The organism is Luteibacter pinisoli, assembly GCF_006385595.1.
In the GTDB taxonomy this organism is placed as follows: Bacteria; Pseudomonadota; Gammaproteobacteria; order Xanthomonadales; family Rhodanobacteraceae; genus Luteibacter; species Luteibacter pinisoli.
In genome coordinates, this window is the sequence record NZ_CP041046.1 from 3,560,857 (window position 1) to 3,585,572 (window position 24,716).

The 24,716-nt window shown below is 65.8% G+C and carries 22 protein-coding genes and 2 pseudogenes; 13 read left to right on the forward strand and 11 right to left on the reverse strand.

Going from position 1 to position 24,716, the window contains the following annotated elements; all coding sequences use genetic code 11:
- Nucleotides 1-21 precede the first annotated feature (21 nt).
- Nucleotides 22-1,038, forward strand: a complete 1,017-nt coding sequence (locus FIV34_RS16245) for a cysteine synthase A (protein WP_139984571.1) — start codon at nucleotides 22-24, stop codon at nucleotides 1,036-1,038.
- A 60-nt stretch (nucleotides 1,039-1,098) separates the two neighbouring features.
- Nucleotides 1,099-2,700, forward strand: a complete 1,602-nt coding sequence (locus FIV34_RS16250) for a peptide chain release factor 3 (protein WP_139984572.1) — start codon at nucleotides 1,099-1,101, stop codon at nucleotides 2,698-2,700.
- Nucleotides 2,701-2,704: 4 nt separating this feature from the next.
- Here the strand turns inward: FIV34_RS16250 and FIV34_RS16255 are convergent, their stop codons facing one another.
- Nucleotides 2,705-4,366, reverse strand: coding sequence for an FAD-dependent oxidoreductase (locus FIV34_RS16255; protein WP_139984573.1), 1,662 nt, complete (start codon nucleotides 4,364-4,366; stop codon nucleotides 2,705-2,707).
- 137 nt (nucleotides 4,367-4,503) lie between these two features.
- On the opposite strand from FIV34_RS16255, the gene FIV34_RS16260 reads away from it, so the two are divergent.
- The 5 genes from FIV34_RS16260 (at nucleotide 4,504) to FIV34_RS16280 (ending at nucleotide 11,561) form a co-directional block, all read left to right on the forward strand.
- Nucleotides 4,504-5,412, forward strand: coding sequence for a CPBP family intramembrane glutamic endopeptidase (locus tag FIV34_RS16260; protein WP_139984574.1), 909 nt, complete (start codon nucleotides 4,504-4,506; stop codon nucleotides 5,410-5,412).
- Nucleotides 5,413-5,508: 96 nt separating this feature from the next.
- Nucleotides 5,509-9,168 (forward strand): response regulator, encoded by a 3,660-nt coding sequence (locus FIV34_RS16265; RefSeq protein WP_139984575.1) that lies wholly within the window; start codon nucleotides 5,509-5,511, stop codon nucleotides 9,166-9,168.
- A gap of 1 nt (nucleotide 9,169) precedes the next feature.
- Nucleotides 9,170-10,009: a CheR family methyltransferase gene (locus tag FIV34_RS16270; protein ID WP_246058651.1), complete on the forward strand. Its 840-nt coding sequence runs from the start codon at nucleotides 9,170-9,172 to the stop codon at nucleotides 10,007-10,009.
- Complete coding sequence (locus FIV34_RS16275) at nucleotides 10,006-10,575, forward strand: chemotaxis protein CheB (protein WP_139984576.1); 570 nt, start codon at nucleotides 10,006-10,008, stop codon at nucleotides 10,573-10,575. The genes FIV34_RS16270 and FIV34_RS16275 overlap by 4 nt, the downstream gene beginning before the upstream one ends.
- Nucleotides 10,572-11,561 carry a diguanylate cyclase domain-containing protein gene (locus FIV34_RS16280; RefSeq protein ID WP_211352648.1) on the forward strand — a complete coding sequence of 330 codons (990 nt, stop codon included), beginning with the start codon at nucleotides 10,572-10,574 and terminating at the stop codon, nucleotides 11,559-11,561. The genes FIV34_RS16275 and FIV34_RS16280 overlap by 4 nt, the downstream gene beginning before the upstream one ends.
- Nucleotides 11,562-11,563: 2 nt before the next feature.
- On the opposite strand, the gene FIV34_RS16285 is transcribed toward FIV34_RS16280, so the two are convergent.
- Both FIV34_RS16285 and FIV34_RS16290 read right to left on the reverse strand, forming a co-directional pair.
- Entirely contained in the window at nucleotides 11,564-11,809 is a 246-nt protein-coding gene (locus tag FIV34_RS16285; RefSeq protein ID WP_139984577.1) for a hypothetical protein, read from the reverse strand.
- A 70-nt stretch (nucleotides 11,810-11,879) separates the two neighbouring features.
- The gene (locus tag FIV34_RS16290; protein ID WP_139984578.1) at nucleotides 11,880-12,767 is read right to left on the reverse strand and encodes a LysR substrate-binding domain-containing protein; all 888 of its coding nucleotides are present in this window, start codon (nucleotides 12,765-12,767) and stop codon (nucleotides 11,880-11,882) included.
- Nucleotides 12,768-12,861: 94 nt separating this feature from the next.
- On the opposite strand from FIV34_RS16290, the gene FIV34_RS16295 reads away from it, so the two are divergent.
- The 5 genes and pseudogenes from FIV34_RS16295 (at nucleotide 12,862) to FIV34_RS16310 (ending at nucleotide 16,531) form a co-directional block, all read left to right on the forward strand.
- A complete protein-coding gene (locus FIV34_RS16295) occupies nucleotides 12,862-13,878 on the forward strand; it encodes a YeiH family protein (RefSeq protein ID WP_139984579.1) in 1,017 nt (338 codons plus the stop codon).
- A 106-nt stretch (nucleotides 13,879-13,984) separates the two neighbouring features.
- Nucleotides 13,985-14,251 carry a phosphopantetheine-binding protein gene (locus FIV34_RS16300; RefSeq protein ID WP_139984580.1) on the forward strand — a complete coding sequence of 89 codons (267 nt, stop codon included), beginning with the start codon at nucleotides 13,985-13,987 and terminating at the stop codon, nucleotides 14,249-14,251.
- 26 nt (nucleotides 14,252-14,277) lie between these two features.
- A pseudogene (locus FIV34_RS21270) lies at nucleotides 14,278-15,480 on the forward strand (beta-ketoacyl-[acyl-carrier-protein] synthase family protein); the annotation flags it as partial.
- A 51-nt stretch (nucleotides 15,481-15,531) separates the two neighbouring features.
- A complete protein-coding gene (locus FIV34_RS21275) occupies nucleotides 15,532-16,152 on the forward strand; it encodes a nucleotidyltransferase domain-containing protein (protein ID WP_170207691.1) in 621 nt (206 codons plus the stop codon).
- Entirely contained in the window at nucleotides 16,097-16,531 is a 435-nt protein-coding gene (locus FIV34_RS16310; RefSeq protein WP_211352649.1) for a DNA-binding protein, read from the forward strand. Before FIV34_RS21275 ends, FIV34_RS16310 begins: the two co-directional genes overlap by 56 nt.
- On the opposite strand, the gene FIV34_RS16315 is transcribed toward FIV34_RS16310, so the two are convergent.
- From FIV34_RS16315 to FIV34_RS16330, 4 genes are read right to left on the reverse strand one after another with little or no spacing between them, the layout of a single operon-like run.
- On the reverse strand, nucleotides 16,511-17,374 hold the full coding sequence (locus tag FIV34_RS16315; protein ID WP_139984583.1) for a hypothetical protein: 864 nt from the start codon (nucleotides 17,372-17,374) through the stop codon (nucleotides 16,511-16,513). The two genes, FIV34_RS16310 and FIV34_RS16315, sit on opposite strands and share 21 nt — an antisense overlap.
- On the reverse strand, nucleotides 17,349-18,410 hold the full coding sequence (locus FIV34_RS16320; RefSeq protein ID WP_139984584.1) for a GNAT family N-acetyltransferase: 1,062 nt from the start codon (nucleotides 18,408-18,410) through the stop codon (nucleotides 17,349-17,351). The genes FIV34_RS16315 and FIV34_RS16320 overlap by 26 nt, the downstream gene beginning before the upstream one ends.
- A 20-nt stretch (nucleotides 18,411-18,430) precedes the next feature.
- Nucleotides 18,431-19,834, reverse strand: a complete 1,404-nt coding sequence (locus FIV34_RS16325) for an aspartate aminotransferase family protein (protein WP_139984585.1) — start codon at nucleotides 19,832-19,834, stop codon at nucleotides 18,431-18,433.
- Entirely contained in the window at nucleotides 19,831-20,547 is a 717-nt protein-coding gene (locus tag FIV34_RS16330; protein WP_139984586.1) for an MtnX-like HAD-IB family phosphatase, read from the reverse strand. Before FIV34_RS16330 ends, FIV34_RS16325 begins: the two co-directional genes overlap by 4 nt.
- A 236-nt stretch (nucleotides 20,548-20,783) precedes the next feature.
- Between FIV34_RS16330 and FIV34_RS16335 the strand changes: the two genes are divergently transcribed.
- On the forward strand, nucleotides 20,784-21,443 hold the full coding sequence (locus FIV34_RS16335) for a MipA/OmpV family protein (RefSeq protein WP_246058652.1): 660 nt from the start codon (nucleotides 20,784-20,786) through the stop codon (nucleotides 21,441-21,443).
- A 7-nt stretch (nucleotides 21,444-21,450) separates the two neighbouring features.
- Here the strand turns inward: FIV34_RS16335 and FIV34_RS16340 are convergent, their stop codons facing one another.
- The 4 genes and pseudogenes from FIV34_RS16340 to FIV34_RS16355 form a co-directional block, all read right to left on the reverse strand.
- Entirely contained in the window at nucleotides 21,451-22,230 is a 780-nt protein-coding gene (locus FIV34_RS16340) for a type II CAAX endopeptidase family protein (RefSeq protein ID WP_139984588.1), read from the reverse strand.
- A gap of 76 nt (nucleotides 22,231-22,306) precedes the next feature.
- Nucleotides 22,307-22,984: an XVIPCD domain-containing protein gene (locus FIV34_RS21280; RefSeq protein ID WP_246058653.1), complete on the reverse strand. Its 678-nt coding sequence runs from the start codon at nucleotides 22,982-22,984 to the stop codon at nucleotides 22,307-22,309.
- A 632-nt stretch (nucleotides 22,985-23,616) separates the two neighbouring features.
- Nucleotides 23,617-24,072: pseudogene (locus FIV34_RS21535) on the reverse strand (phospholipase effector Tle1 domain-containing protein); the annotation flags it as partial.
- Nucleotides 24,073-24,087: 15 nt separating this feature from the next.
- Complete coding sequence (locus FIV34_RS16355; protein ID WP_139984591.1) at nucleotides 24,088-24,630, reverse strand: hypothetical protein; 543 nt, start codon at nucleotides 24,628-24,630, stop codon at nucleotides 24,088-24,090.
- Nucleotides 24,631-24,716: the final 86 nt, after the last annotated feature.

Here is a 24,716-nt window from a genome sequence, read left to right on the forward strand (position 1 = left end):
TCCGGGTTAACATCTGGCCCCATGGCTACCTACCCCACCCTCAGCGCCGGCATCGGCGGCACGCCCCTCCTGCGCCTGCGCGGCGCCTCGGAGGCCACCGGCTGCGAGATCCTGGCCAAGGCCGAGTTCCTGAACCCGGGCGGCTCGGTGAAGGACCGGACCGCCCTGGGCCTGCTGGAAGACGCCGAGCGCCAGGGGCTGCTCCGCCCGGGTGCCACCCTGGTGGAGGGCACGGCCGGCAATACCGGCATCGGCCTGGCCCTGCTGGGCAACAGCCGGGGCTACCGCAGCCTCATCGTCATGCCGGATACCCAGAGCCGCGAGAAGATCGACGCCCTGCGCGCCGCCGGCGCGGACGTCCGCCTCGTGCCGGCCGGCCCCTGGACCGACCCGAACCACTACGCCGCCACGGCCCGCCGCCTGGCCGCCGAGATGAACGCCAGCGAGCCCGGCAGCGCCTGGTTCGCCAACCAGTTCGACAACCTGGCCAACCGCGACTGGCATGAGGCCACCACCGGGGTGGAGATCTGGGAGCAGACCGGTGGCGACGTCGACGGGTTCGCCTGCGCCTCGGGCACGGGCGGCACCATCGCCGGCGTGGGGCGGGCCCTGAAGGCCCGCCGCCCCGGCATCGCCATTGCCCTCGCCGACCCGGCCGGCTCGGCCCTGGCCAGCCACGTGCTCACCGGGGAACTGAAGGCCGAGGGCAACTCGATCACCGAGGGCATCGGCAACGGCCGGCTCACGGCGAACTTCCTGGACGCGCCGATCGACATGGCCTGGTCCATCCCGGATGCCGAGTCCATCCCCGAAATCCACCGCCTGCTGCGGGACGAGGGCTACTGCGTCGGCCTGTCCAGCGGCGTGAATATCGCCGGGGCCATCCGCCTGGCCCGCCACCTGGGGCCCGGCCACACGGTGGTCACCGTCCTGTGCGACAGCGGCATGCGCTACCAGGCCAAGCTGTTCAACCCGGCCTTCCTGCGCGAGAAGGGGATCCCCGTGCCGGACTGGCTGGCAGCGGCCTTCCCCGGGTAAATCAGCGCTGGTAAATCCGCGCTAGAATACGGGGTTAGCCCTTCGACGCGACCCCATTCCATGTCCTCGCACCTCAGCGAAACCCAGCGCCGGCGCAGCTTCGCCATCGTCAGCCACCCCGACGCCGGCAAGACCACCCTGACCGAAAAGCTCCTGCTGTTCGGCGGCGCCATCCAGATGGCCGGCTCGGTGAAGAGCCGCAAGGCCGCCCGCCACGCGACATCCGACTGGATGGCGCTGGAAAAGGAGCGCGGTATTTCGGTGACGTCGTCGGTGATGCAGTTCCCGTACAACGACGCCATCGTTAACCTGCTGGACACCCCGGGCCACGCGGACTTCTCCGAGGACACCTACCGCGTGCTTACCGCGGTGGATTCGGCCCTGATGGTCATCGACTGCGCGAAGGGCGTGGAAGAGCGCACCATCAAGCTCATGGAAGTGTGCCGCCTGCGCGCCACGCCGATCATGACCTTCATCAACAAGCTCGACCGCGAAGGCCGTTCGCCGATCGAACTGCTCGACGAAGTGGAATCGGTGCTGGGCATCGCCTGCGCGCCAGTCACCTGGCCGATCGGCATGGGCTCGCGCCTGAAGGGCGTGTACCACGTACTGCTCGACGAAGTGCACATCTTCGAGCAGGGCAAGAACTTCACCCGCCAGGACTCGACGATCTTCAAGGGCCTGGATAATCCCGACCTGCTCGCGCGCATCGGTGCGGAAGCCCTGGCCGAGGTGCGCGACGAGCTTGAACTCGTGCTCGGCGCGTCCAATCCGTTCGATATCGACGCGTACCTCGAAGGCAAGCAGACGCCGGTGTTTTTCGGCTCGGCCGTGAACAACTTCGGCGTCGAACTGCTGCTGGAGTTCTTCGTCGAACACGCGCCCTCGCCGCGTTCGCGCAACACGCTCACGCGTGAAGTGCTGCCGGCCGAGGAGAAGCTCACCGGCTTCGTGTTCAAGATCCAGGCGAACATGGATCCGGCGCACCGCGACCGCGTGGCCTTCATGCGCATCTGTTCCGGCACGTATACCGCCGGCATGAAGATGCAGCAGACGCGCACGGGCAAGGAAGTGCGCATCGCCAATGCGCTCACGTTCATGGCGAGCGATCGCGAAATCGTCGAGCGCGCCTATCCGGGCGACGTCATCGGCCTGCACAACCACGGCACCATCACCATCGGCGATACCTTCACCGAAGGCGAAGGCCTGTCGTTCACCGGCATCCCCAACTTCGCACCGGAACTGTTCCGTCGTGCGCGGCTGCGCGACCCGATGAAGATGAAGGCGCTCCAGAAAGGCCTGGCGCAGCTTTCCGAAGAAGGTGCCACGCAGTTCTTCCGCCCGCTGATGTCGAACGACCTGATCCTCGGCGCGGTCGGCGTGCTGCAGTTCGACGTGGTGGCGTACCGCCTGAAGGACGAATACAACGTCGATTCGTCGTTCGAGCAGGTCGGCGTGGCCACCGCGCGCTGGGTGCACTGCGACGACGCGAAGAAGCTGGAAGAGTTCAAGGAAAAGAACGCATCCAACCTCGCCATCGACGCGGCGGGCGAGCTCGTCTACCTCGCCCCCACCCGCGTGAACCTGCAGCTGGCCATCGAGCGCTGGCCGCAGGTGCGATTCTCGGCCACGCGCGAGCACGCGGCCTCGGTCGAGGTGTAAGCCCTTACACCGGCGACGGGTGCAGGAAGCGGTGGATGGCATGCACCACCACCGAGCCCTCACCCACGCCGGCGGCGACGCGCTTCACCGAACCGGAGCGCACATCGCCCACGGCGAACACGCCACGCAGGGTCGTCGCATACGGTGACGGCGTGGCGTAACCGTCCGCATCGCGGCCGGTGAGCACGAAGCCCTTCTTGTCGAGATCGAGGCAGCCCTGCAGCCAGGCGGTGTTCGGCTCTGCGCCGATCATCACGAACAGACTGGCCACCTTCACGCGCTCCTGCTTCTCGGTTTTCACGCAGTACCAGCCCACTTCGCGCAGGTAGGCGTCACCGTCCAGGTGGTCGATCTCGCAGTACGGATGCAGCGTGATCCGCGGCGACTGCGCGATGCGCTGCACGAGGTAATCGGACATCGTCGCGGCAAGGCCTTCGCCACGCACGAGGATGTGCACATGCGAGGCCGTGCGCGCCAGGAACACCGCGGCCTGGCCGGCGCTGTTGCCGCCACCCACCACGACCACTTCCTCGCCCGCACACAGCGTGGCCTCCATCGCCGTGGCGGCGTACTGGATGCCCTGCCCTTCGAAGCGCTCGTAATCCACCTGGGCCAGCTTGCGGTAGCGGGCGCCCGTGGCGATCACCACGGAACGGGCCGTCACCTGCGTGCCGTTGTCCAGGTGCAGCCGGTACGGATGGCTGCCGCAATCCATGGTCTTCACTTCGCGCGCGATGGCCATGTGCGCGCCAAACTTCATCGCCTGTACCTGCGCCCGTCCGGCCAGCGCCTGCCCGGAAATACCGGTAGGGAAGCCCAGGTAATTTTCGATCTTCGAACTGGTGCCCGCCTGGCCGCCGGGCGCCAGCGCCTCGAGCACCACGGTATCCAGGCCTTCCGAGGCCGCGTACACGGCGGCGGCGAGCCCGGCGGGGCCGGCGCCGATGACGGCCACGTCGTACACGTGCTCGCTGTCCAGCTCGATGGTGATGCCCAGCTCGTCGGCCAGTTCGGTGGTGGTCGGGCAACGCAGCACGCGACGGTCCGGCAGGATCACCACCGGGCATTCGTCGGGCTGGAGGCCAAAGCCTTCGATCAGATGACGGGCGTCCTCGTCGATATCGGTGTCGAGCAGCTTGTGCGGGTAGCCATTGCGGATCAGGAAGCTGCGCAGGCGCACCGTATCCGCCGCATGCGCGGAGCCGGCCAGCCACACGCCACCCTGGCCGCTCTGGATCAGGCCCACCCGGCGCAGGATGAAGGCCCGCATGATGATCTCGCCGATATCCGGCTCGCCCGCGACCAGCCGGCGGAACTGCGCGGGGGCCACGCGGACGATGCGCGAATCGCTGCCGGCGCGGCCATTGACCATGGTTTCGCGGCCGCTGAAGAGGTCCACTTCACCCGTGAACTGGTGGCGCCCGTGGGTCACCACGATGTTCTGCGTGCCGTCGCTGCCCACGTCGTACACCTCGATCGACCCCTCCAGGACGAAGAAGTAATCCACCCGGCGCTGGCCGCGCTGGAACAGGACCGTGCCCTTGGGCACGAACTCCTCCACCCCGTAATGGACCAGTCGCGCCGCCATCTCGTCATCAAGACGGGGAAAGGTCTGCGCCGTGCGGTTCATCGGGCTCGACGGATCGTTGTTTTGCGGGATCGACATCGTTCGTTCCGGTGGTTTCGGGCCTGTGTGCGCCCCCGGGCGAGGACGATACCCGGAGGCCCAGCGACGATCTTGTATCGGAGCACCATCATGCCTGCGTAGACTGCACCCCGCATCCACAGCGAGCCCTTGAGCCCATGTCCAGCAACGATGTTGCCGTCCCGCGCCCCGCCCTGCCCCTTCGCCTGTTGCGCTCGCCCGTGGGGCGCATCGTGGCCTTTGCCGTCATGGCCTGGCTCATCGGGATGGGCTGCACCCAGGCGTACAAGGCCCTCGGGCTGCCGCACGGCGCCATTCCCTTTGGCGAGGTCACGCCGCTGATCGAACTGTTCCGCCTGCTGCCCATTGTGCTGGCCTACTGGTTACTGGTGCGTTTCATCGAGCGCCGCCACGTGGATGAACTGGCCGCGCGCAAGCTCGTCCCCCATGTGCTGCTCGGCCTGGTCGCGGGCTTCGTGCTGTTTTCCCTGGTGGTGGGCTGCCTCGCCGCACTGGGTGCCTATGTCGTCGACGGCACCAACACCGGCGTGCCCTGGCTCGGCCTGGTGCTGGTGCTGGGCGTGGGGGCCGGCGTCGGCGAGGAGATCGTGAGCCGCGGCGTGCTCTTCCGCATCGTCGAGGAGGGCCTGGGCACGTGGATCTCCCTGCTCATTTCGGCGGCCTTCTTCGGCTGCGCGCACATCTGGAACCCGCACGCCACCACGTGGAGCGCCCTGGCCATCGCCCTCGAGGCTGGCCTGCTGTTCGGCCTGATCTACCACGTCACCCGCTCGCTGTGGCTGTGTATGGGCGTGCACGCGGCCTGGAACGTGGCCCAGGGCCCGTTCTATGGCATCCCCGTCTCCGGCTTCGAACAGAAGGGCTGGCTGGCCTCGCACATGCAGGGGCCGGACTGGCTCACCGGTGGCGAGTTCGGCGCCGAGGCCTCCGTGGTCGCCCTTTGCATCTGTTCGACCCTAACCGCCGTATTACTCGCCGTGGCGGTCCGGCGAGGCAGCCTGGTGCCGCCGTTCTGGCGCCGTCGCGCGGCTAAGGCCACGGCATAAGCCTGCCGATAATGTGCCCGGGGCCATGGAAGCCCGGCACCGATTCGTTGTAAACCCATGGAAGGCCGCCCCATCCCCGCCACTACCGGTTAACGCATGTCCTCCACCGATAAGCAGCATCACTGGCTGGCTGACCAGCCCCTGCAGCGCAAGATCATCATCGCCATCGGGGCCCTGCTGGCCCTGTTCGTGGCGGCATGCATCGCCAACCTGGTGTCGCTGGGGCGGGAAAACGACACACGGGCGTGGTCCGAGCACACCTACGTGGTGTTGCTCACCCTGGACACCGTGGGCGCGGATGCTCAGCAACGACAGGTGGCCGCCCGCGGCTTCATGCTGAACCAGGCCGATAGCGAGTACGCGGATTTCGAGGCCGCCGACCGCGACCTGGGCCGGAGCGTGACCGACCTGCGCCGCCTCACCGCCGACAACCCCCTCCAGCAGGGCCGCATCGACCGCCTGCAGGACATGCTGGATCGCTGGAGGGTCGAGGCGCTGAAGAATGGCCTGGAGCCGATGCGTGCGATCGGCAACGCCGTGACCCCCGAAGGCGCGCAGGCGCGCGATGGCATCCGCCGCGACTACTTCGCCCGGCGCACCGTGCTGATGACCGACGTCCGCAAGCTGGTGGATGACATGGCAGCCACCGAGCATAGCCTGCTGGAGCAGCGCAACGCGGCGCTCGACAAGACCCTTTCGACCACGCGGACCATCGACATCCTCTCGCTGGTGCTTTGCCTGCTGATGGGTGGCGTCGTCATCGCCATGACCTTCCGCCTGATCACGCGCCCCCTGGTGCGCATGACCGAGCTGATGACCCGCCTGGCCAACCACGACCACAGCATCGAGGTGCGCCAGCTGGCCCGCCGCGACGAAATCGGCGAGATCGCCCGCGCCCTGCACGTGTTCAAGGAAATGGCCATCGAGACGGCCGGCCAGACCTGGCTGAAGTCCGGCGTCACCGCCGTGTCCAACCGCCTGCAGGAAACCACCACGTACCGCGAATTCGCCGACACGCTGGTGACCGAACTGGTCACCACGCTGAAGGCCGGCGTGGGCGTGTTCTACCTCTACCGCGAAGACAGCCAGCGCCTCGAACTGGCGGGCAGCCACGGCTTCCGCCAGCGCCGCCACGTCACCACGGACTACGCCGTGGGCGAGGGACTGGTCGGCCAGGCCGCCGCCAACCGCCAGACCATCGTGCTGCAGGACGTCCCGGACGACTACACGCGGATCCACTCCGGTACAGGCGAAGCCGCACCGCGCAGCGTGGTGGTCGTGCCGCTGCTCTCCCGCGACGTCCTGCTGGGCGTCGTCGAGATCGCCAGCTTCGAGCACCTCACCGCGCTGCAAGAACGCCTGATCGACGAACTGATGCCGATCGTCGCCCTGTCGCTCGAAAACCTCGCCCGCGAGCTGCGTGCGCTTGAATTGCTGGAGCAGACCCAGAGCCAGGCCGACGAGCTGCGCGCCTCCGAAGAGGCGCTGCGCCGCCAGCAGGACGCCCTGCAGGCCACCAACAGCGAACTGCATACCAAGACGGCGGAACTGCAGGAACAGTCGCAGCGCCTGATCGCATCGGAAGAAGAGCTGCGCGTGCAGACCGAAGAACTGCACGCGTCCAACGAAGAACTGCGCGAGAAGAGCCTCACGCTCAACCAGCAGAAGGACTCGCTCGAAGCGCTGCAGAAGGAAACCCACGAGAAGGCCGAGGAACTGGCCCGCGCCAGCCAGTACAAGTCCGAGTTCCTGGCCAACATGTCGCACGAGCTGCGCACGCCGCTGAACAGCCTGCTCATCCTGTCGCGCAGCCTGGCCGACAACGACGAAGAAAACCTCAGCGGCGAACAGGTCGAATCCGCGCGCATCATCCACGATGCCGGCTCCAACCTGCTGCGCCTGATCAACGACATCCTCGACCTCTCCAAGGTGGAGGCCGGCAAGATGGAGCTGATGGTCGACACCGTGCCCCTGGCCGACCTGGCCCGCACGCTGGGCCGCACGTTCAACCACGTGGCCCAGGAAAAGAAGGTGGCCTTCGAGGTGAAGCTCGACCCGGGCCTGCCGGCGAGTATCCGCACCGACGGCGGCAAGCTCGAACAGGTGGTCAACAACCTGCTGAGCAACGCCTTCAAGTTCACCGCCGCGGGCAGCGTCCGCGTCCACATCAGCCGCCCGGCGGCGGATGCCACGTTGCCTGCCGGCCTCGAGGCCGCGCACGCGCTGTGCATCGCCGTCACCGATTCGGGCATCGGCATCCCGCCGGAGAAATTCCAGCGGGTGTTCCACGCCTTCGAGCAGGTGGACGCGAGCACCAGCCGGCAGTACGGCGGCACCGGGCTTGGCCTCGCCATCTCCCGGCGCATCGCCATGCTGCTCGGCGGCGACATCACCCTCGATAGCGAAGTGGGCAAGGGCAGCACCTTCACCATCCTCCTGCCCGAGGAAGCGCCGGCGCATGCAGGCGATGCCGCGGAACCGATGCCGCGCGAGCGCGCTGCCGCCGAGGCCACGCTGCCGCTCTCGCCGGCACTCATCGCCGATGCCATCGACGACGACCGCGCCCTGCTCGCGCCCGGCGACACCATCATCCTCGTGGTGGAAGACGACCCGGCCTTCGCGCGCATCCTTGCCGACATGGTCCACCGCAAGGGCCATCGCGTGCTCGCGGCAGCCGACGGTGAGACGGGCCTCGCCCTCGCCCGCCAGTTCCGCCCCACGGGCATCCTGCTCGACGTGATGCTGCCGGGCATGGATGGCTGGACCGTGATCGACCGCCTCAAGCACGACGCGGCCACGCGGCACATCCCGGTGCACTTCATCTCGGCTACCGACGACGCCAGCCGCGGCATGGAGCTGGGCGCCGTGGGCTTCCTCACCAAGCCGGTGAGCCGCGAGTCCATCGCCACCGCCTTCGATCGCCTGCTGCACTTCGCCGAGGGCCGCACGCGCCACCTGCTGGTCGTGGACGACGACGCGAGCGCGCGCGCCGCGGTACGCACGCTGCTGAAGGACGACAACGTCGTGATCGACGATGCCGCCTCGGGCGAACAGGCGCTGGAGAAGACCCGCGAGGTAGCCTACGACTGCATCGTCCTCGACCTGGGCTTGCCCGGCATCTCGGGGCTCGAGTTCCTTGAGCTGCTGTCGCAGTCCGGGCACACGCCACCGGTGGTGGTGTACTCGGGCCGCGACCTCTCCCGCGAGGAGAGCATGAAGATCCGCCAGTACACGGACAGCATCGTGGTGAAGGGCGCCCGCTCGCCCGACCGCCTGCTCGACGAAGTCAGCCTGTTCCTGCATTCGATCCGCCACGGCGGTGCCGCGGCCTCCGCCGAGCGTCCCACCGCCGCCAGCGGCATGGACGAGGCGAGCCTGCGCGGCCGTCGCGTGCTGCTGGTGGACGACGACATGCGCAACCTGTTCGCCCTCTCCAAGGTGCTGCGTGGCAAGGGCATCGACGTGGTGATGGCGCAGGATGGCCAGAAAGCGCTGGACACGCTGGACCGCGACCCCGCGCTCGAACTGGTACTGATGGACATCATGATGCCGGTGATGGACGGCTACGACACGATGCGTGCCATCCGCGCCAAGCCCGCCGTGGCCAACGTGCCGATCATCGCGCTCACCGCCAAGGCGATGCGTGGCGATCGCGAAAAGTGCCTGGAAGCCGGTGCCAACGACTATCTTTCCAAACCGATTGACGTCGACCGCCTGCTGTCGATGATCCGCGTGTGGCTGCCGGCCAGGACCTGAGGTGGACGTCGAGGACATTGAAATCCAGCTGTTCGTACGCGCCATGCAGCTGCGCCACGGCTACGACTTCAGCGAGTACGCGCCGGCATCGTTGAAGCGCCGCGTGCAGCAGCTGGTGCGCTCCCACGCCACGGGCACGATCAGCGAACTGAACCGTCGCGTGCTGCATGAGGAGGGCTTCGTCACGCGCGTGATCGAAGGCCTCTCCGTGCCGGTATCGGAGATGTTCCGCGACCCGCTGGTGTTCCGCGCCCTGCGCGACAAGGTGTTGCCGGTGCTGGCCTCGTATCCCGAGATCAACATCTGGCAGGCCGGCTGCGCCCATGGCCAGGAAGTCTATTCGCTGGCCATCCTCCTCGAAGAAGCCGGCCTGTACGACCGCACGCGCATCTACGCCACCGACTTCAACGACGCCGCGTTGCAGATGGCCTCCGAAGGCATCTACGCCACGCGCGATGCGCGCGACTGGTCGCGCAATTACCTGGAGGCCGGCGGCCTGCACTCGTTCAGCGACTACTACAGCGCGCGCTACGAGTTCATCAAGCTGGATCAGCGCCTGCGCCGCAACGTCACCTTCTTCAACCACAACCTGGTGACGGACGAGGTGTTCTGCGAGGCGCACCTGATCCTCTGCCGCAACGTCCTCATCTACTTCAACAACGCGCTGCAGGACCGCACGCTCGGCCTGTTCCGCGACAGCCTGGTGCGCGGTGGCTTCCTCTGCCTGGGCACCCGTGAGAACGTGGACTTCTCCCCGTCGGCGGCCACCTTCGGCGACGTCGACAACGCCCTGCGCATCTACCAGGCCGGCGCCACCGCCGGCAGGCCGCTGGCACGATGAGCCCGCGCACGGCCATCGCGATGGGATGCAGCGCAGGCGGCCTGGCCGCCCTGCTGCGCATCCTGCCCGCGCTGGACCGGCAACTGGCCGTGCCCGTGGTGGTCTGCTGCCACACCGGATCCTCCGACGTCTCCCTACTGGTGGAGCTGCTCGCCCGCGTATCGGCCCTGCCGGTGGTCGAGGCGGCCGAGCGCGCACCCGCGGACCCGGGCGTGGTCCACGTGGCGCCCAGCGGCTATCACCTGCTGGTCGAGGCCAATGCCCATTTTTCGCTCAGCGTGGACGCACGGGTCACCTACGCCCGCCCGTCCATCGATGTGCTTTTCGAGAGTGCCGCGGATGCGTGGCGCGATGGACTCGTCGCCGTGCTGATGACCGGCGCCAACTCCGACGGTGCCGAAGGCCTGAAGGCCGTGCGCCACGCCGGCGGCTTCGCCATCGTGCAGGATCCCGCCACGGCGGATTCCGACGTGATGCCGCGCGCCGGCCTGGCCATCGCCGGTGCCGACGCGTGCCTCTCGCTCGACCAGATTGCCTTACGACTTAACGAACTTTGCAGACCATGACACCGATTCGCCCCAAGATCCTCGTCGTCGACGATACGCCCGCCAACCTCGTCGCCATGCGGCGCCTGCTGGCACGCGCGGACGCTGACATTTTCGAAGCCTCCAGCGGCAACGACGCGCTCGCGCTGTGCCTGGACCATCAGTTCGCGCTGATCCTCCTCGACGTCAACATGCCCGGCATGGATGGCTTCGAGGTGGCTGAACTCATCGGTGAAAGCGAGCACCTGCGCGAGACCCCCATCATCTTCGTCACGGCCGCCTATGCCGATGACCTCAACCGGATGAAGGGCTACTCGGCCGGCGCGGTGGATTACATCGCCAAGCCGATCAACGATGCGATCCTGCAATCGAAGGTGCGCATCTTCCTCGAGCTCTACCGGGCACGCGCCCTACTCCAGCACGCACTGGACGAACTCTCCGTGCGCAACCAGCAGCTCACCACGGAAGTGGCCGAGCGCACGCGCATGGAGCAGCTGGTGCGCCACCAGGCCACGCACGACGCGCTCACCGGGCTGCCCAACCGCGTCCTGTTCCGCGAGCGGCTGGAAGCCGCCCTGGCGGCCGGTAACGCGGGCGGTGCGTCATTCGCCCTCGCCTACATCGACATCGACGGGTTCAAGGGCGTGAACGATGGCCACGGCCATGCCGCGGGCGACGAGCTGCTGAAGGCGATCGCCGCGCGCGTCGATGCTCGCACGCGCGGCAGCGACACCGTCGCCCGCCTCGGCGGCGACGAGTTCGCGGTGCTGATGCACGACGCCACCGATGGCCCCGCCGCACTGGTCCGCTGCCAGGCACTCTGCGACGCGATCGCCGAGCCGTACACACTCACGGTCGCCGACCTGCGCATCCCCGCGAAGATCGGCGCAAGCATCGGCGTGACGATGTACCAGCCGGGCGACGTCTACGACCGCCTGGTGTCGACGGCGGACGAGGCGATGTACGAGGCGAAGCGTGGGGGCAAGAACCGTTGCGTCCTCAGGTAGCGTCACATCGAGAGAACGATGCCCGCGAGCACCTGTAGCAACAGCGCCACGCCGCCGAGCCACAGGTAGCCGGGGCGCCGCGGCCTCGCGAAGGCCGCGTAGATTGCGAAAAGGACCACGCCGGCCGCGAGCAGCGCGGCGGCCACGACGAACAGCATCGTGGCCACGCCCATCGCATCACCGAACGACAGGCCGGCGTTCGGCATGAGGAGCAAAAGCGCGGCCAGCACCGGGGGAGCCCAGAGCATCGCGACGGCCAGGGGACCCAGCCAACGCGCGCGTGAGATAGGACGAATCAATCCATGCACCTCGTTGTCGTTACATCGCGGCGTCAAGCGTCGCCAGGAATGCGTCCAGTACCGCCCCGCGGTACCTCTGCCGATGCAGCAAGACCGAGAGTGTACGACGCAGGTCCAGGAACGGCGTAGGCAACACCGCCAGCCGCCCCGTCGCGACCGCATCGGCGACCGCTACCTCGGGCAGGCAGGCGATACCCAGCCCGGCGATCACCGCCTGCTTGATCGCCTCCGACTGATCCAGTTCCAGCACCGTGCGACCCTCAGGCAATTCCGCCAGGGCCCGTTCGCTCAGCGCGCGCGTCGCCGAACCGCGCTCACGAAGGACCCAGCCTTCGCCGGCGAAGTCCGTTCGCCTGAGGCGCTTACGCGCGGTGAGCGGATGCCCGGGCCGCGCACAGACCACCAGCCGATCCTCGCGCCATGGCCGCGCCTCGATGGCAGCATGCGCGACAGGACCTTCCACGCAGCCGATATCGACATCGTGGTCGAGCACGCCCTGCGCGATGCGGTCGGTGTTGGCCACGCTCAGTCGAAGCGACACGGAAGGGAACGCATCGACGAACGGGCCGACGAGATCACCCACGAGGTAATTGCCGACGGTGTTGCTCGCGCCGACGCGCAGTTCGCCGGAGAGCGCCGTCACCGCTCCCGTTGCGCGGCGGCCGAACTCGGCATGCCGCTCCACCAGTTCGCGCGCCAGGGGCAACAGGTCGCGTCCACGGTCGTTCAGGCGCAGGCGTCCACGCTCGCGGTCGAACAGCGGCTCACCGATTTGCCGTTCCAGCTCGGCCAGGGCCATGGAGGCGGCCGGCTGGCTGAGGAACAGCCGCTCGCTGGCGGCGCGCACGCTGCCGGTGGTCGCGATCTCCACGAAGACGTCGAGCTGGCGGGGGCTGATCGCATGCATAAGCAAACCTTATTACTGCGATCAGGTATTTTCAATGTGCTTATAGGCAAGGAGCAGGGACAATACGCATGTCCCAGCGCCAGAGGCTCCGCCCGTGTCCGCCATCACCACCACCCCGCCCGCTGAATCCTCGCGCCTTCCCGGCGTCCTGCTGGCACTGGCCGTCGCTGCCGTGGCGTTCGGGCTCGGCCGGCTGATGCCACTGGTGGGTGGCGCGGTCTGCGGCATCGTCCTCGGCATCCTTGTCCGACACTTCGCCGCGCCGTCGGCACGCTTCCAACCCGGCATTCGCTTTGCCGGCAAGCAGATCCTGCAGTGGTCGATCATCGCCCTGGGCTTCGGCCTCAGCCTTAACCAGGTCGCGAAGACGGGCCTCGAATCGTTGTCCGTGACGCTGGCCACCGTCGCCGCCGCGGGCCTCACGGCGTGGCTTCTCGGCCGCGTATTGCGCGTGCACGACAAGCTGCAGGTGCTGATCGGCATCGGTACCGCCATTTGCGGCGGCTCGGCCATCGCGGCCGTCGTGCCCATCATCAAGCCCGACGACCACGACACCGCGTTCGCGATCAGCACCATCTTCCTGTTCAACCTCGTCGCCGTGTTGCTGTTCCCCCTGCTTGGCCATGCCATGGGCCTCTCCGATCTGGGCTTCGGCCTGTGGGCCGGCACGGCGATCAACGACACCTCGTCGGTCGTCGCGGCCGGCTACAGCTACAGCCACGCCGCGGGCAATTACGCGACCATCGTCAAGCTCACCCGCGCGACGCTGATCATTCCGATCAGCCTCGCCATCGCGTTCATCGTCGCGTGGCGGCAGAAGCGCGGCGGTGCAAGCGACTTCAGCCTCGCGAAGATCTTTCCCTGGTTCATCCTGTGGTTCCTCGTCGCGTCCGCCGTGCGCACGGCGGGCCTCGTCCCGGAAGCCATCCTGCCGACGATCCACTTCATCGCCGAGTGCCTGATCATCGTCGCGCTCACCGCTATCGGCCTGTCGGCCGACCTTCGCCGCATGGCAAAAACCGGCCCCCGCCCCATTCTTCTCGGTCTCGGTACGTGGGCCGCCGTCGCACTCACGAGCCTGCTGGTACAGCACCTGATCGGCCGCTGGTAAGCGCGTTTCGACGAAAGCCACCGCAAAGGCGAGCGGTCTAGATTGATCGCTACCGGAACCGCGGGCCCCACATCGGGGCCTGGTGCCGCGTGACCCGGAGATCGCCATGAATGCAGCTATCGAAACACGCGTACTGGATATCGTTGCGGAACAAAGCGGACGCGACCGCGCCACGGTAACCGTCGAAAGTACCCTGCAGGACCTGCAGGTCGATTCCCTCGAAGCGATCGAAATTGTTTTCGAAATCGAGGAAGCCTTTGGCGTGCAGCTCGCCGACGACGATGCCAAGCCGGGCACGGATTCCCTGCAGCATCTGGTCGACGCCGTGGAAGCGGCGCTCGCGCAGAACGCCAGCGCGGCACCGGCGGCCTGATCGCACGAGGCACATAGTTGAACACCATGGCGCGCGCGCCTGACCAGGCGGTCGTCATCACCGGCATGGGCGTGATAAGTGCCGTCGGGCACGATGCGCCATCGTTCTGGGACGCCGTGAAAGCCGGGCGCTCCGGCATCGCGCCGCTGCAGCATCCCCGCGCCGCCGACCTGCGCGTGCGCGTCGCGGCACAGGTACGCGACTTCGACGCTGCCCGGCATTTCGACGAACGCAGCATGGGCCTGCTGGATCGCGTCTCGCAGTTTGCCGTCGTCGCTGCGCGAGAGGCCGTGGCCGAATCGGGCTGGATACCTTCGTCCACGCCCGGGCCACGCATCGCCGTGATCATCGGCACCGGTACCGGCGGCGAAACAAGCCGCGATGAGGAATGCCGCCGGCTGTATGCCGAGAAGGCCGAGCGCGTCCATCCTTTCAGCATCGTGCGCAGCATGGCCAGTGCGCCGGCGAGCCACGTGGCGAGAGCGTTCGGCGCCACCGGCACCGTGTTTGCCGTGAGCAGCGCATGTGCCTCGACCAACCACGCCATCGCCCAAGCCGCGCTGCTGATCCGATCAGGCATGGCCGACATCGCCTTGGCTGGCGGTGCCGAAGCCTGCCTCAGCTATGGCGTGCTTCGCGCGTGGGAGGCCATGCGTGTACTGGCCGACGACACCTGCCGCCCCTTCTGCCGACAGCGCCGGGGTCTCGTCCTGGGCGAAGGTGCAGGGATGTTCGTCCTTGAGTCGCGCGCCCATGCCCATGCTCGCGGGGCTACCGTGATCGCCGAGCTTGCCGGCGTCGGCATGACGTCGGATGCGGGTGACATCGTTGCGCCTTCTTCAGAAGGCGCGTCCGCCGCGCTGGCCGATGCGGGCATGGAACCGTCGGATATCGACCACATCAATGCGCACGGCACCGGCACCGCGGCGAACGACGTGACGGAAACCCGTGCCATCCGCGATGCCTTCGGCGCGCACGCCGACCGGATCGCCATCACATCAACCAAGGCCGTTCACGGCCACGCACTCGGCGCAGCGGGCGCCCTCGAACTTGTCGCCACACTGGCGGCGATGCGCGATGGCATCGTCCCACCCACCGCCAACTTGCTGGATCACGACCCTGCGTGCGACCTCGACATCGTCACCGGCTCCGCGCGTTCGCTTGCCATCCATGCCGCTCTGTCAAACTCCCTCGCCTTCGGCGGGCTGAACGCGGTGCTTGCGCTGCGCGCCCATCGCAAATGTAGCCAGAATTGTTACGGTTGTAGCAAAATCGGCTACATGAGTGACATTCTCGATGCCCTGTTCGGTGGTCGGCGCCAGACTGCTTTAGCGTTCCTTTACCTCCGCCCCGAGCAAAGCGTGCACGTACGGGAGATTGCGCGCGAGACCGGCGCCCACGCGGGATCGTTACATCGCGAACTTGCAAAGCTTGCTGCATCCGGTCTTTTGAGCCGAATCGTGCACGGCAATCAGGTCAGATACCGCGCCAACCCCGACTGCCCGGTATTCCCCGAGCTCGCATCGCTTTTCCGCAAGACCGCCGGTGTCCATACCACGTTGCGCAGCGCTCTCGAACCGCTAGCCGCTGATATCCATGCCGCCTTTGTGTACGGATCATTCGCGCGTGGAACCGAGCACGCGCACAGCGACATCGACGTTTGCATCATCGGCGACGTTGGATTTCGCAGTGTCGTCGCCGCCCTTCATGACGTTCAGACGACGCTGACACGAGAAATCAATCCGTGCCTCTACGGTGTACGTGAGTTCCAGACGAAGCTGGCGGTCGGCGATACGTTCCTCCAGGAGGTCATCGCTCAACCGAAGCTCTTCGTGCTGGGAAGCGATGATGACCTTAGACAACCTCGTGTCCATCGGACGGCTGCAGCGAACACCGATTGATCGTGAGTTCATCACGCGGCTCACCATGGCGGCGAGGCGTAGCTTGGCCGAAGTCGAGACCAGCGGCATCGGTCCCGACACCCGCTTCGACCTTGCCTATAAGTGCATCCATCGCATCGCCATGGCCAGCCTCGCTGCGAAGGGTTTCCGAACATCGCAGAATCAGCCGGGACACCATCAGACGGCAATCCAGTGCCTTGGTTGGTCGATGGGTGTGCCCAAGGAAACCCTGATCACCCTCGACGCACTCAGAAAGCAACGAAACCTGAGCGACTACTCCGGCGACCCCATCAGCGCTGAAGTCGCCTCAACCTGCATTGCGGAGACTGAGGCCCTCCTGGGCGTTGCCGGCCAACGGCTATCCGTGGATAACGTCTAGTAAACGCAGGTTCAACGCGTGCTGCTGTTGCTGCCACGAGCGCAGGCGCAGCGGGTCGATGTCGGGCTGTTCGTCCATGGCGCTGAGGCGGCGCTTCCACCACGTTTTGTAGGTGTAGCGGGAGATGTCACCGGTGACGTCGCTGGCGATAATGCGGCCCCGGAGGCTGCGGATGATCGCTTCACCGCCCGCCTCGCTCAGGCTGCCCTGGTCCCAGTTGGTCATCGCCACGTCGGGCGCGTACGCATCCTTGTCAATGGACAGGTACGTAGGCAGGCCGGCGCGCGTCTGGCCGGCGACGAAGGCATCCACCATCGCGCTTGCATCGGCAAACGATCGGAACGCATTGCCGAGGCCGAGCTTGCCGGCCCATCCCGTATCCACGCCATTCGACCAGTAAGTGAGCTTCCCGGCCTTCAGGGGCCCGAGGTAGTTCTCCCACGCATGGCCTTTGCCGATGTCCTGCGAGGTGATGCCAATCACGTGGACATGGCTCACCCGCGGAAGCATCGCCACGCGGCGCACCCATGAGCCGCAATGCACGCCGAAGGGGAAGCGCATGTTGTCCGGGTGATTGTCGAGCACCACCACCTGGAAGGCCTGGTGACCTGGCACGCGGGTGACCAGCGGCCAGGTCAGGTGGTGGAAGTCACCACTGCCCATGAACACGGTGCCATGCACCTCGGGCAGCGAGGCATCGAGGATCGCCCCGAGCCGGCGCAGCCGTCCCTGCGAACAGCCGAAGCGCACACCCTCTTCGTACCCACGCAGGGGAAGGACGAGCCCTTCGGGCAGCTCGCCGACGGAGCCGTCGAGGTCAAGGACGATCGGTCGCGGTGTCATCGGTGGCCCACTGGCTATCGGATTCAAAATGATGGGAAAGCCGGGCCGCCACCGCACGCAGCACCGGATTACGGATGTAGATGGCGTGCCGGGTCATGTGGAATCGGGCCCCGAGCTCAGCCTTCACGGCGGGATCCGTCCAGCCGGCCACGTAATGCGTCAGCTTGCGCGACATCGCGTATTCAAGATTGACGAACCAGCTGACGAAATACAGGTTCAGCTCGCGCGCCGCCGGATACGAAAACCCGACGTACTTGTCGAGAAGCTTCCCCCGATGCTCGTAGCACAGGTTCCAGCCAATGAGTTCGCCCTTGTGGCGATACGAGAAGACCACACCGCCCTGCCCGCGGAACGCGGATGCGAAGAACGCACGGGACAGCTTGTCGAAGTGGACTTCGCTCTGCGCGTAGACGTTCTCGAAAAGCGCATAGTAGGCATCCACTACCGCGTCATCCGCGAACGCATCGCCCGTCACCTCGCAGGTGATGTCCATCGCCTCACGCGAACGCAGCTTGCGGCGGAGGTTCTTGCGGCGCGATGAGGATAAACGGGAGAGGTACTCGTCGACCGACGCAAAGTCGATCGGCACATAGGCGAGCGCCTGTCCTTCGAGAATGAGGTAGCCACGATCACGGGCCGCATCGATGAACCGCGACGTCCAGCACCGCTCGCTCGCAGACGTGAGCGGGGAATCCACCGCCAGGTCCTTCACGATCAGCAGCGGATGCGTCCGGCCATAACGCTCGGCCCAGTCCGCCGCGAGGGTCACCGGATTCGTGGCGTGGAACAGGGCGTACTCGGAAACCGTGGTGCCGACGAAGCACGTCCGCACGGTGAGCAGGCGTTTGATGAGTCCCTGCAACGGCAGGCGCGACACGCCGTGGCGCGTCGCGTCATCCGCCGTGGTCAGCAGGTCGAAACTCGTGGAGAAAAGTGGAGCACCATCCACCGCACGGAACGGGGTGAACCCGTGGGGTGGATGGCGCTCGAAGTGCCCGAGCAGCGCATCCGGCTCGAGCTGGTTCACGAGTGCCACCGGCAGACCAACCCGGAATGTCAGCCGCGCTTGGCCAGCGTTAGCAGCTGGTCGAGCAACGCGATGGCGAGGTCGATTTCGTCGTGGCTGATGTCGAGCGACGGCGCGAACGTAATCACGTTCTTGTACCAGCCGCCCACGTCCAGCACGAGCCCGATCTTCTTGCCCTCGTGAGTGAGACCGCCGGCCAGACCGATGTCGACCATGCGGTCGAGCAGCGCCTTGTTCGGCGTGAAGCCATCGTCCGTGCAGATTTCGGCGCGGAGGGCGAGGCCGAGGCCGTCGACATCGCCGATTTCCTTGTGGCGCTTCTGCAGGTCGCGCAGGCCGTCCAGGAAGTGCTTGCCTTTCTCCGCCACCTTGGTCTCGTAGTCCAGCTCGTAACCCATCTGGATGACTTCCAGGCCGAGCGCGGTGCCCAGCGGGTTGGAGTTGAACGTGGAGTGGGTGGAGCCCGGCGGGAAGATCGTCGGATTGATCAGCTCTTCGCGCGCCCAGATGCCCGACAGCGGGTTCAGGCCGTTGGTCAGCGCCTTGCCGAAGACAAGGACGTCCGGCGTGACGCCGAAGTGCTCGATCGACCACAGCTTGCCGGTGCGCCAGAAGCCCATCTGGATTTCGTCGACCACCATCAGGATGCCGTACTTGTCGAGCACCTTCTTCAGGTCGATGAAGAAGTTCTTCGGCGGGATGACGTAGCCGCCCGTGCCCTGGATCGGCTCGACGTAGAACGCGGCGTATTCGGCCTCGCCTACCTTCGGATCCCACACGCCGTTGTATTCGGTTTCGAACAGGCGCTCGAACTGGCGCACGCACGCGTCGGAATACTCTTCCGGGGTCATGCCCTTCGGGCGGCGGAACGGGTACGGGAACGGGATGAACTGCGCGCGCTCGCCGAAGTGGCCAAAGCGGCGACGGTAGCGGTAGCTCGAGGTGATGGACGAAGCACCGAGCGTACGGCCGTGGTAACCGCCTTCGAAGGCGAACATCAGGCTCTTGCCGCCGCGCGCGTTGCGCACGAGCTTGAGCGAATCTTCCACCGCCTGCGCGCCACCCACATTGAAATGGCAGCGGCCATCGATGCCGAACTTCTGCTTCGCATCCACCGCGATGGTCTTGGCGAGCTCGATCTTGCCCTGGTGCAGGTACTGGCTAGCCACCTGCGGCAGGAGGTCGATCTGCGACTTCAGGCGATCGTTGAGGCGCTTGTTGCCGTAACCGAAGTTCACGGCCGAGTACCACATCTGCAGGTCGAGGAACGGGATGTTCTCGCTGTCGTAGATGTAGCTGCCTTCCGCATGACGGAAGATCTTCGGCGGATCGACGTAGTGCACGGTGTCGCCAAAGGAGCAGTACTTCGCTTCGTCGGCGAGCAGGTCCGCGTCGTCGATCACGATATCGGGGGTACGGGAAAGGATATTCATACAGGCAGTTCCACAGTGTTCGGCACGGAGGTGGGCAGCACGGTTTTCGGCGGCAGGCGGCCGTCGAGAAGAGCGGGGAGCAGTTCCAGGGCTTCGTCGAAGCTGGCGATGGGCGCGTACGGGATGCCCGCGGCGCGGCAATGTTCGATCAGGCGGTTCTTGGCGAAGACGAAGTCGACGCGATCGGCTGCGCAGAAATCCGATGCGCCGTCGCCGATCAGCAAGGTCTTGCCGCCGCGCTGGCGGGCGACCTCAACACGCGCGCATTTGCACGTGCCGCTGCGGCAGCCGTCGGCGCTGAACGGCGAGGTGAGGTTCCACGCACGCGGCGCGACCTGGCGAAGCTTGTTCGCCACGGTCGGCAGGCTGTCGATACCGTGGTTGGCGAGGATGGCGTGGATCGCATGATCCAGGCCGTCGCTCACGATCTCCAGCGGGATACCGCCATCGATGGTCGCCTGCACGAACGCGGCGAAACCATGGTCGATGTGCAGGCCACCGAGATGCGCGGTGAGTTCATCGTGGCTCATGTCGAGCAAGCCCACCTGCCCGGCCATGCAGACGGCGGAACCGATGCGACCTTCGCGCCAGTCACGCTCAAGCACTTCCCAACCCGGGCGGCCGTAGCGATCGAGCAGCGAATCGATGACGTCTTCCACGGCGATGGTGCCGTCGAAGTCGCAGAGGATGTTCCATTCGGGCGATGTAAGCACGAGCCAGGCAGCCGGTTTCCGAGATGCTGCGAAGGCTAGGGGCAAATCCTTTCGAGGCCCTTTCCCGTGCTGAAAGCGGATCGTAAGGACTTTGTGGCACCATCGGCCCTCCTTACAAAACCCTTTCCCGCATGCGCCGTACGTGCCTCGCCCCGCTCATAGCGCTAGCTGCATGTGCTGCCGCGCACGCCGATGACGACGCACCAACCTACGCCTTTGGCGCTGGCGTGCAACGCATGCCTGCATGGCAGGGTTCGAAAGACACCCGCAACCAGCCGGTGCCGTATATCGACATTGAGCTTCCGGGCGTGGGAGAACTTTCGACCACCGACGGCCTCACCATCGACCTCATCCATGGCGAGCACTGGCACGGTGGCCTCTACGGCAACTGGCTGTGGGGCCGCACGCACAACGAGCTGGGCCCCCAGCTCGGCGGCAAGGTGGCATCGCTGTCACCGCGCTGGCAGGGCGGCGGCTACCTGGAATACGCCTTCACCAAACGCCTCAGCGTCGGCACGCATGTGGCGCATGACACGAGCGGCGCCGGTGCCTATGCCGCACTGTATGGGGACTGGCAGCTGCCGGACGTCTGGTATATCCAGCACTCGCTGGAACTCCAGGTGGAAGGCATGAATGGCGCCGGGATGCGGCGGTTCTATGGCGTGACGCCCACCGAAGCGCAGGCCATCGGGACCGCGCCCTACCAGCCGGGTGCCGGCTGGCACTCAGCCAGCCTCGAATACGACGCCTTCGTACCGACGTCAGTGCATACCGGCTTCGCCGTGGCGCTCAACTATGGGCGTCTGTACGGCAATGCGTCGGACAGCCCGCTGGTGCGTGACTTCGGTTCGCGCCGCCAGGTCACCACCACCCTGGCCTTCGTCGTCCACTTCTGACCCCGGCTCAGGCCGGGTCGGCGTGGAGGTCGTCGCCTTCGAGATTCGTAGGCACCGCGAAGAGCACGCCCAGCATCACCACGTGCGCCGCCGCCGACAGGATCGGCGACCACGCCGGCAGCGCGATGTCATACGGCAGCACGGTATCGATCAGCTGGTTGGCCAGGTTCCAGCCCCAATGCAGGCCGACGGCCAGCCAGAGCGTTCCCGCACGGACGACGGCCGTGGCGTAAGCCAGGCCGAAGCAGAACAGCATCAGCCACTCACCGACCCCGGCGCTCATGCGATAGACGTGGTTGACCATGTAGAACACGGCACTGACCACGACGAAGACCCAGGAGACCCACTGGACCCGCATGGCGCGGTAGAGAAAGCCGCGGGTGAGCAGGTCCTCGGCCATCGAGGGTACGAAGGTGACGACCAGGGCCCAGGGCAGTGATGACGCAAACGACATGGCGGCCGCGGCGGCGGTCTCCGGCGGCCGAGCCGTGTACACGCCGAGCGCCATGCCGACGCAAACCGCCGTGTACTTCAGCAGCAAGGCCATCACCAGGCCGCCGGAAAGCAGCAGGAACGTGCTCCGCCGCCACTCCAGCGCATAGGCGTCGTAGCCCTTGAAGCCCAGCCAGCGACCCAGCGGCCACGCGGCGGCCAGCATGGCGACGAGACACGCGCCGACGATGGCCAGGCTGTGGAACACATGCCCGCCGATGCCCTCTCCCAGGTTGTAGAGGGCACACAGCACAACGAACGCGATGACGACGCGCTTGCGGTCGACAGCAGGCATGAATTCCCCGGTAAGGATGGCGCGGGGCCAAGCTTAGGGCCGGAAGCCGTTGCGCGCCATAGGTCAGCCGGCAAATTCAGCGCGACATCGAGATCCCCGGCTCCGGCTGCTGGGCCAGTTGCACCTGGCGATCCTGCTGCATCTGGTCCCATTGCTGGTTCGCCGCCTGCAGATCCTGGGAAGCTGCTACGACAGGTGTCTGGAACGCCTCCAGCGCATCGACCTTCCCCCACTTCGTCCGCGGGTCGTCAAGGTTGTCGCGGAACGCCTGGTACAGGTGCACCTCCGGCTCCAGGTTCCCCTGCCGATCCTGGCCCAGCGCCATGTGCGTGACCTCGGTCATTCCGCAACGCTTCGCCTGCGCCACCGAGCAATGCGCCAGGCGCTCCATCTGCTCGTCAGTCAGGGTGATGCCCTCCTCGGCGTGGATGGCGTTGAGCTGGTCGTGGACGGATTGGTAGAGGGCGTTGTCGCGGTGGTGGGGGTGGGAGGGGCTGGTGGGATCCCCTTCGACCCCGAGGGGTGGGAACTTCGAAAAATCGATTTTGTGGTCGCGCTCTTCAGCCGACGGACGGAGGGACTGATAGTGGTCCGCCCACGATGCCTCCGGATCCAGCTGGCGACGCCCGATGTCAGCACGCGTCGCCTCGGCGCGAGCGGCTTGCTGCGCCTGCTCATAGTGGACATGCGCGGGTAACGGCGCCGGCTCGATGGCGACTTCGCGACCGATAGCGTCGAGCGGTGTTTGACCCACCTTGCCGGATGCGTTGGACCCATGCGCTCAAGCAAGGCCACGTCAGCGGGTTCGGGAGGAGCGCAGTCGTCAACGAGGCGACAATGGCTGGGATGGGCTTCGGCACCTCGGGTGTCGCGCGTTCCCAGGCGTTCGAAGGCGCCGGTGGTGTAGAACGGCTGGTGTTGTTCGGACTTGTGCATATCGTAGTCGGCGACTAACCGCGACAGCTCAGGGCGGCTTACGAATCCATCTTCGGTCAGTGAGTTGATGTAGTCCGAGACCAGCGCCTCCGTAGCCCGGGCCAAACCGTCCGTGTGATAACTGCCACCAACATCCGAATGCGACCCAGGAACCGTCACGCCAAGGAAACGGCCGTCGCGGGAAATGCCTCGCCGGATAATCGTCGACGACGGAAACTGAGTGCGGCGCTCATCGGCGGCAACGATCTGTATCCCAGACACAACGGATGGAGGGAGCCGCCGATCGTGTGCACGTGGATGCCCTGTTCCCACTGGGTCGTACAGGACTACAGCCTGGGGAATCGAACCACCCTCCCGGAGTCGCAGTCTTCCCGAATCTGTTTCAATCTCAACGCCACGCTCGTGAAGCATGCGCGTAAAGCTTGCGGCCTCCTCCGCGCCTCGACTGAAGCCCGTCACCAAGACGCGAATGTCGGCTTTTGGATCACTACGCAGCCATTCTTCGGCTTTCTCTGCAAACATTTCGTACATGCGACGGACGCGTTCGTCATGTGAGATCCCCCACGCGTTGTCGGCGAGTCTCTTAGGCGCTGAACCATCGGTTCCAGGCCCATTTACATAGGCCTGGGCGACTCGCGAATCACCACTCCCCGCGATCGCTCCAGCGATGCGCCCGATGTTCGTGATGTGATCTGTATCTGTGCCAGCGTGATTACCCGTCCCATCGAAGTTGGCGACGAACAGCCTCTGTCTTTCGGCGCCAACTTCAAGCAATGATGGGGCTGAAAAGGCGCCCAACTGACCACGCGCCACATCGAACGATCGTAAAACATTGCTTCCAGTGAAAACCGTGTCGACGCCGTCGAGATATCGACCGTTCCCGTCCCTCTTGTGATTCTCCTTCACTCTACTTCCTCCTTGTTAATACGTCTTCTGAAACGCAAGCGTAAGCTCGTCGCGATACTTGCTATATGGGTTTCCAACAACCTCTTCGTACTTCAGGCGCACCCTGACCTTCATGTATATGCGTATCGTTCGGTCATCCACGATGAGGAGGATGACCGGACTTTCCGTGACACCGTCTACGTCGCTGGATGGGACGCGGTGCATGACGACCTCGTCCCTGAAGATTTGCCTGATATCGACCACTTCACGATGATTCGTGCCGTCCTTGGAAGTCCATGTAACGACTGCCGGATCGGGAAAATTTCGAATTCCAATCTCGACAGACGGCGTTCGCGTGAGAACATCCTCTCTAAGTCGACCAGTCATAACCTTGTCATCGTCCCTACGCTGCACTCTATTGGCGTAGAGAACAGTGCATCCGAGCGTCTGTCCACATTCAGAATAGAACGCGTGCCACTTGAAGTGGGCTGCATCGAATCGAACGCCACGTCGCTCTACAGCGGGCTTACTTACCGATTGCACACACCCGGCCATCATGAAAAAAAGCGCTGCGACCACGCACTTCGTTAATCCAAGAGACCACGACATCACGTCGCCGCAAACCTATGAAAGCAATTAAGACAGTAAGTCACATGATTTCCTCA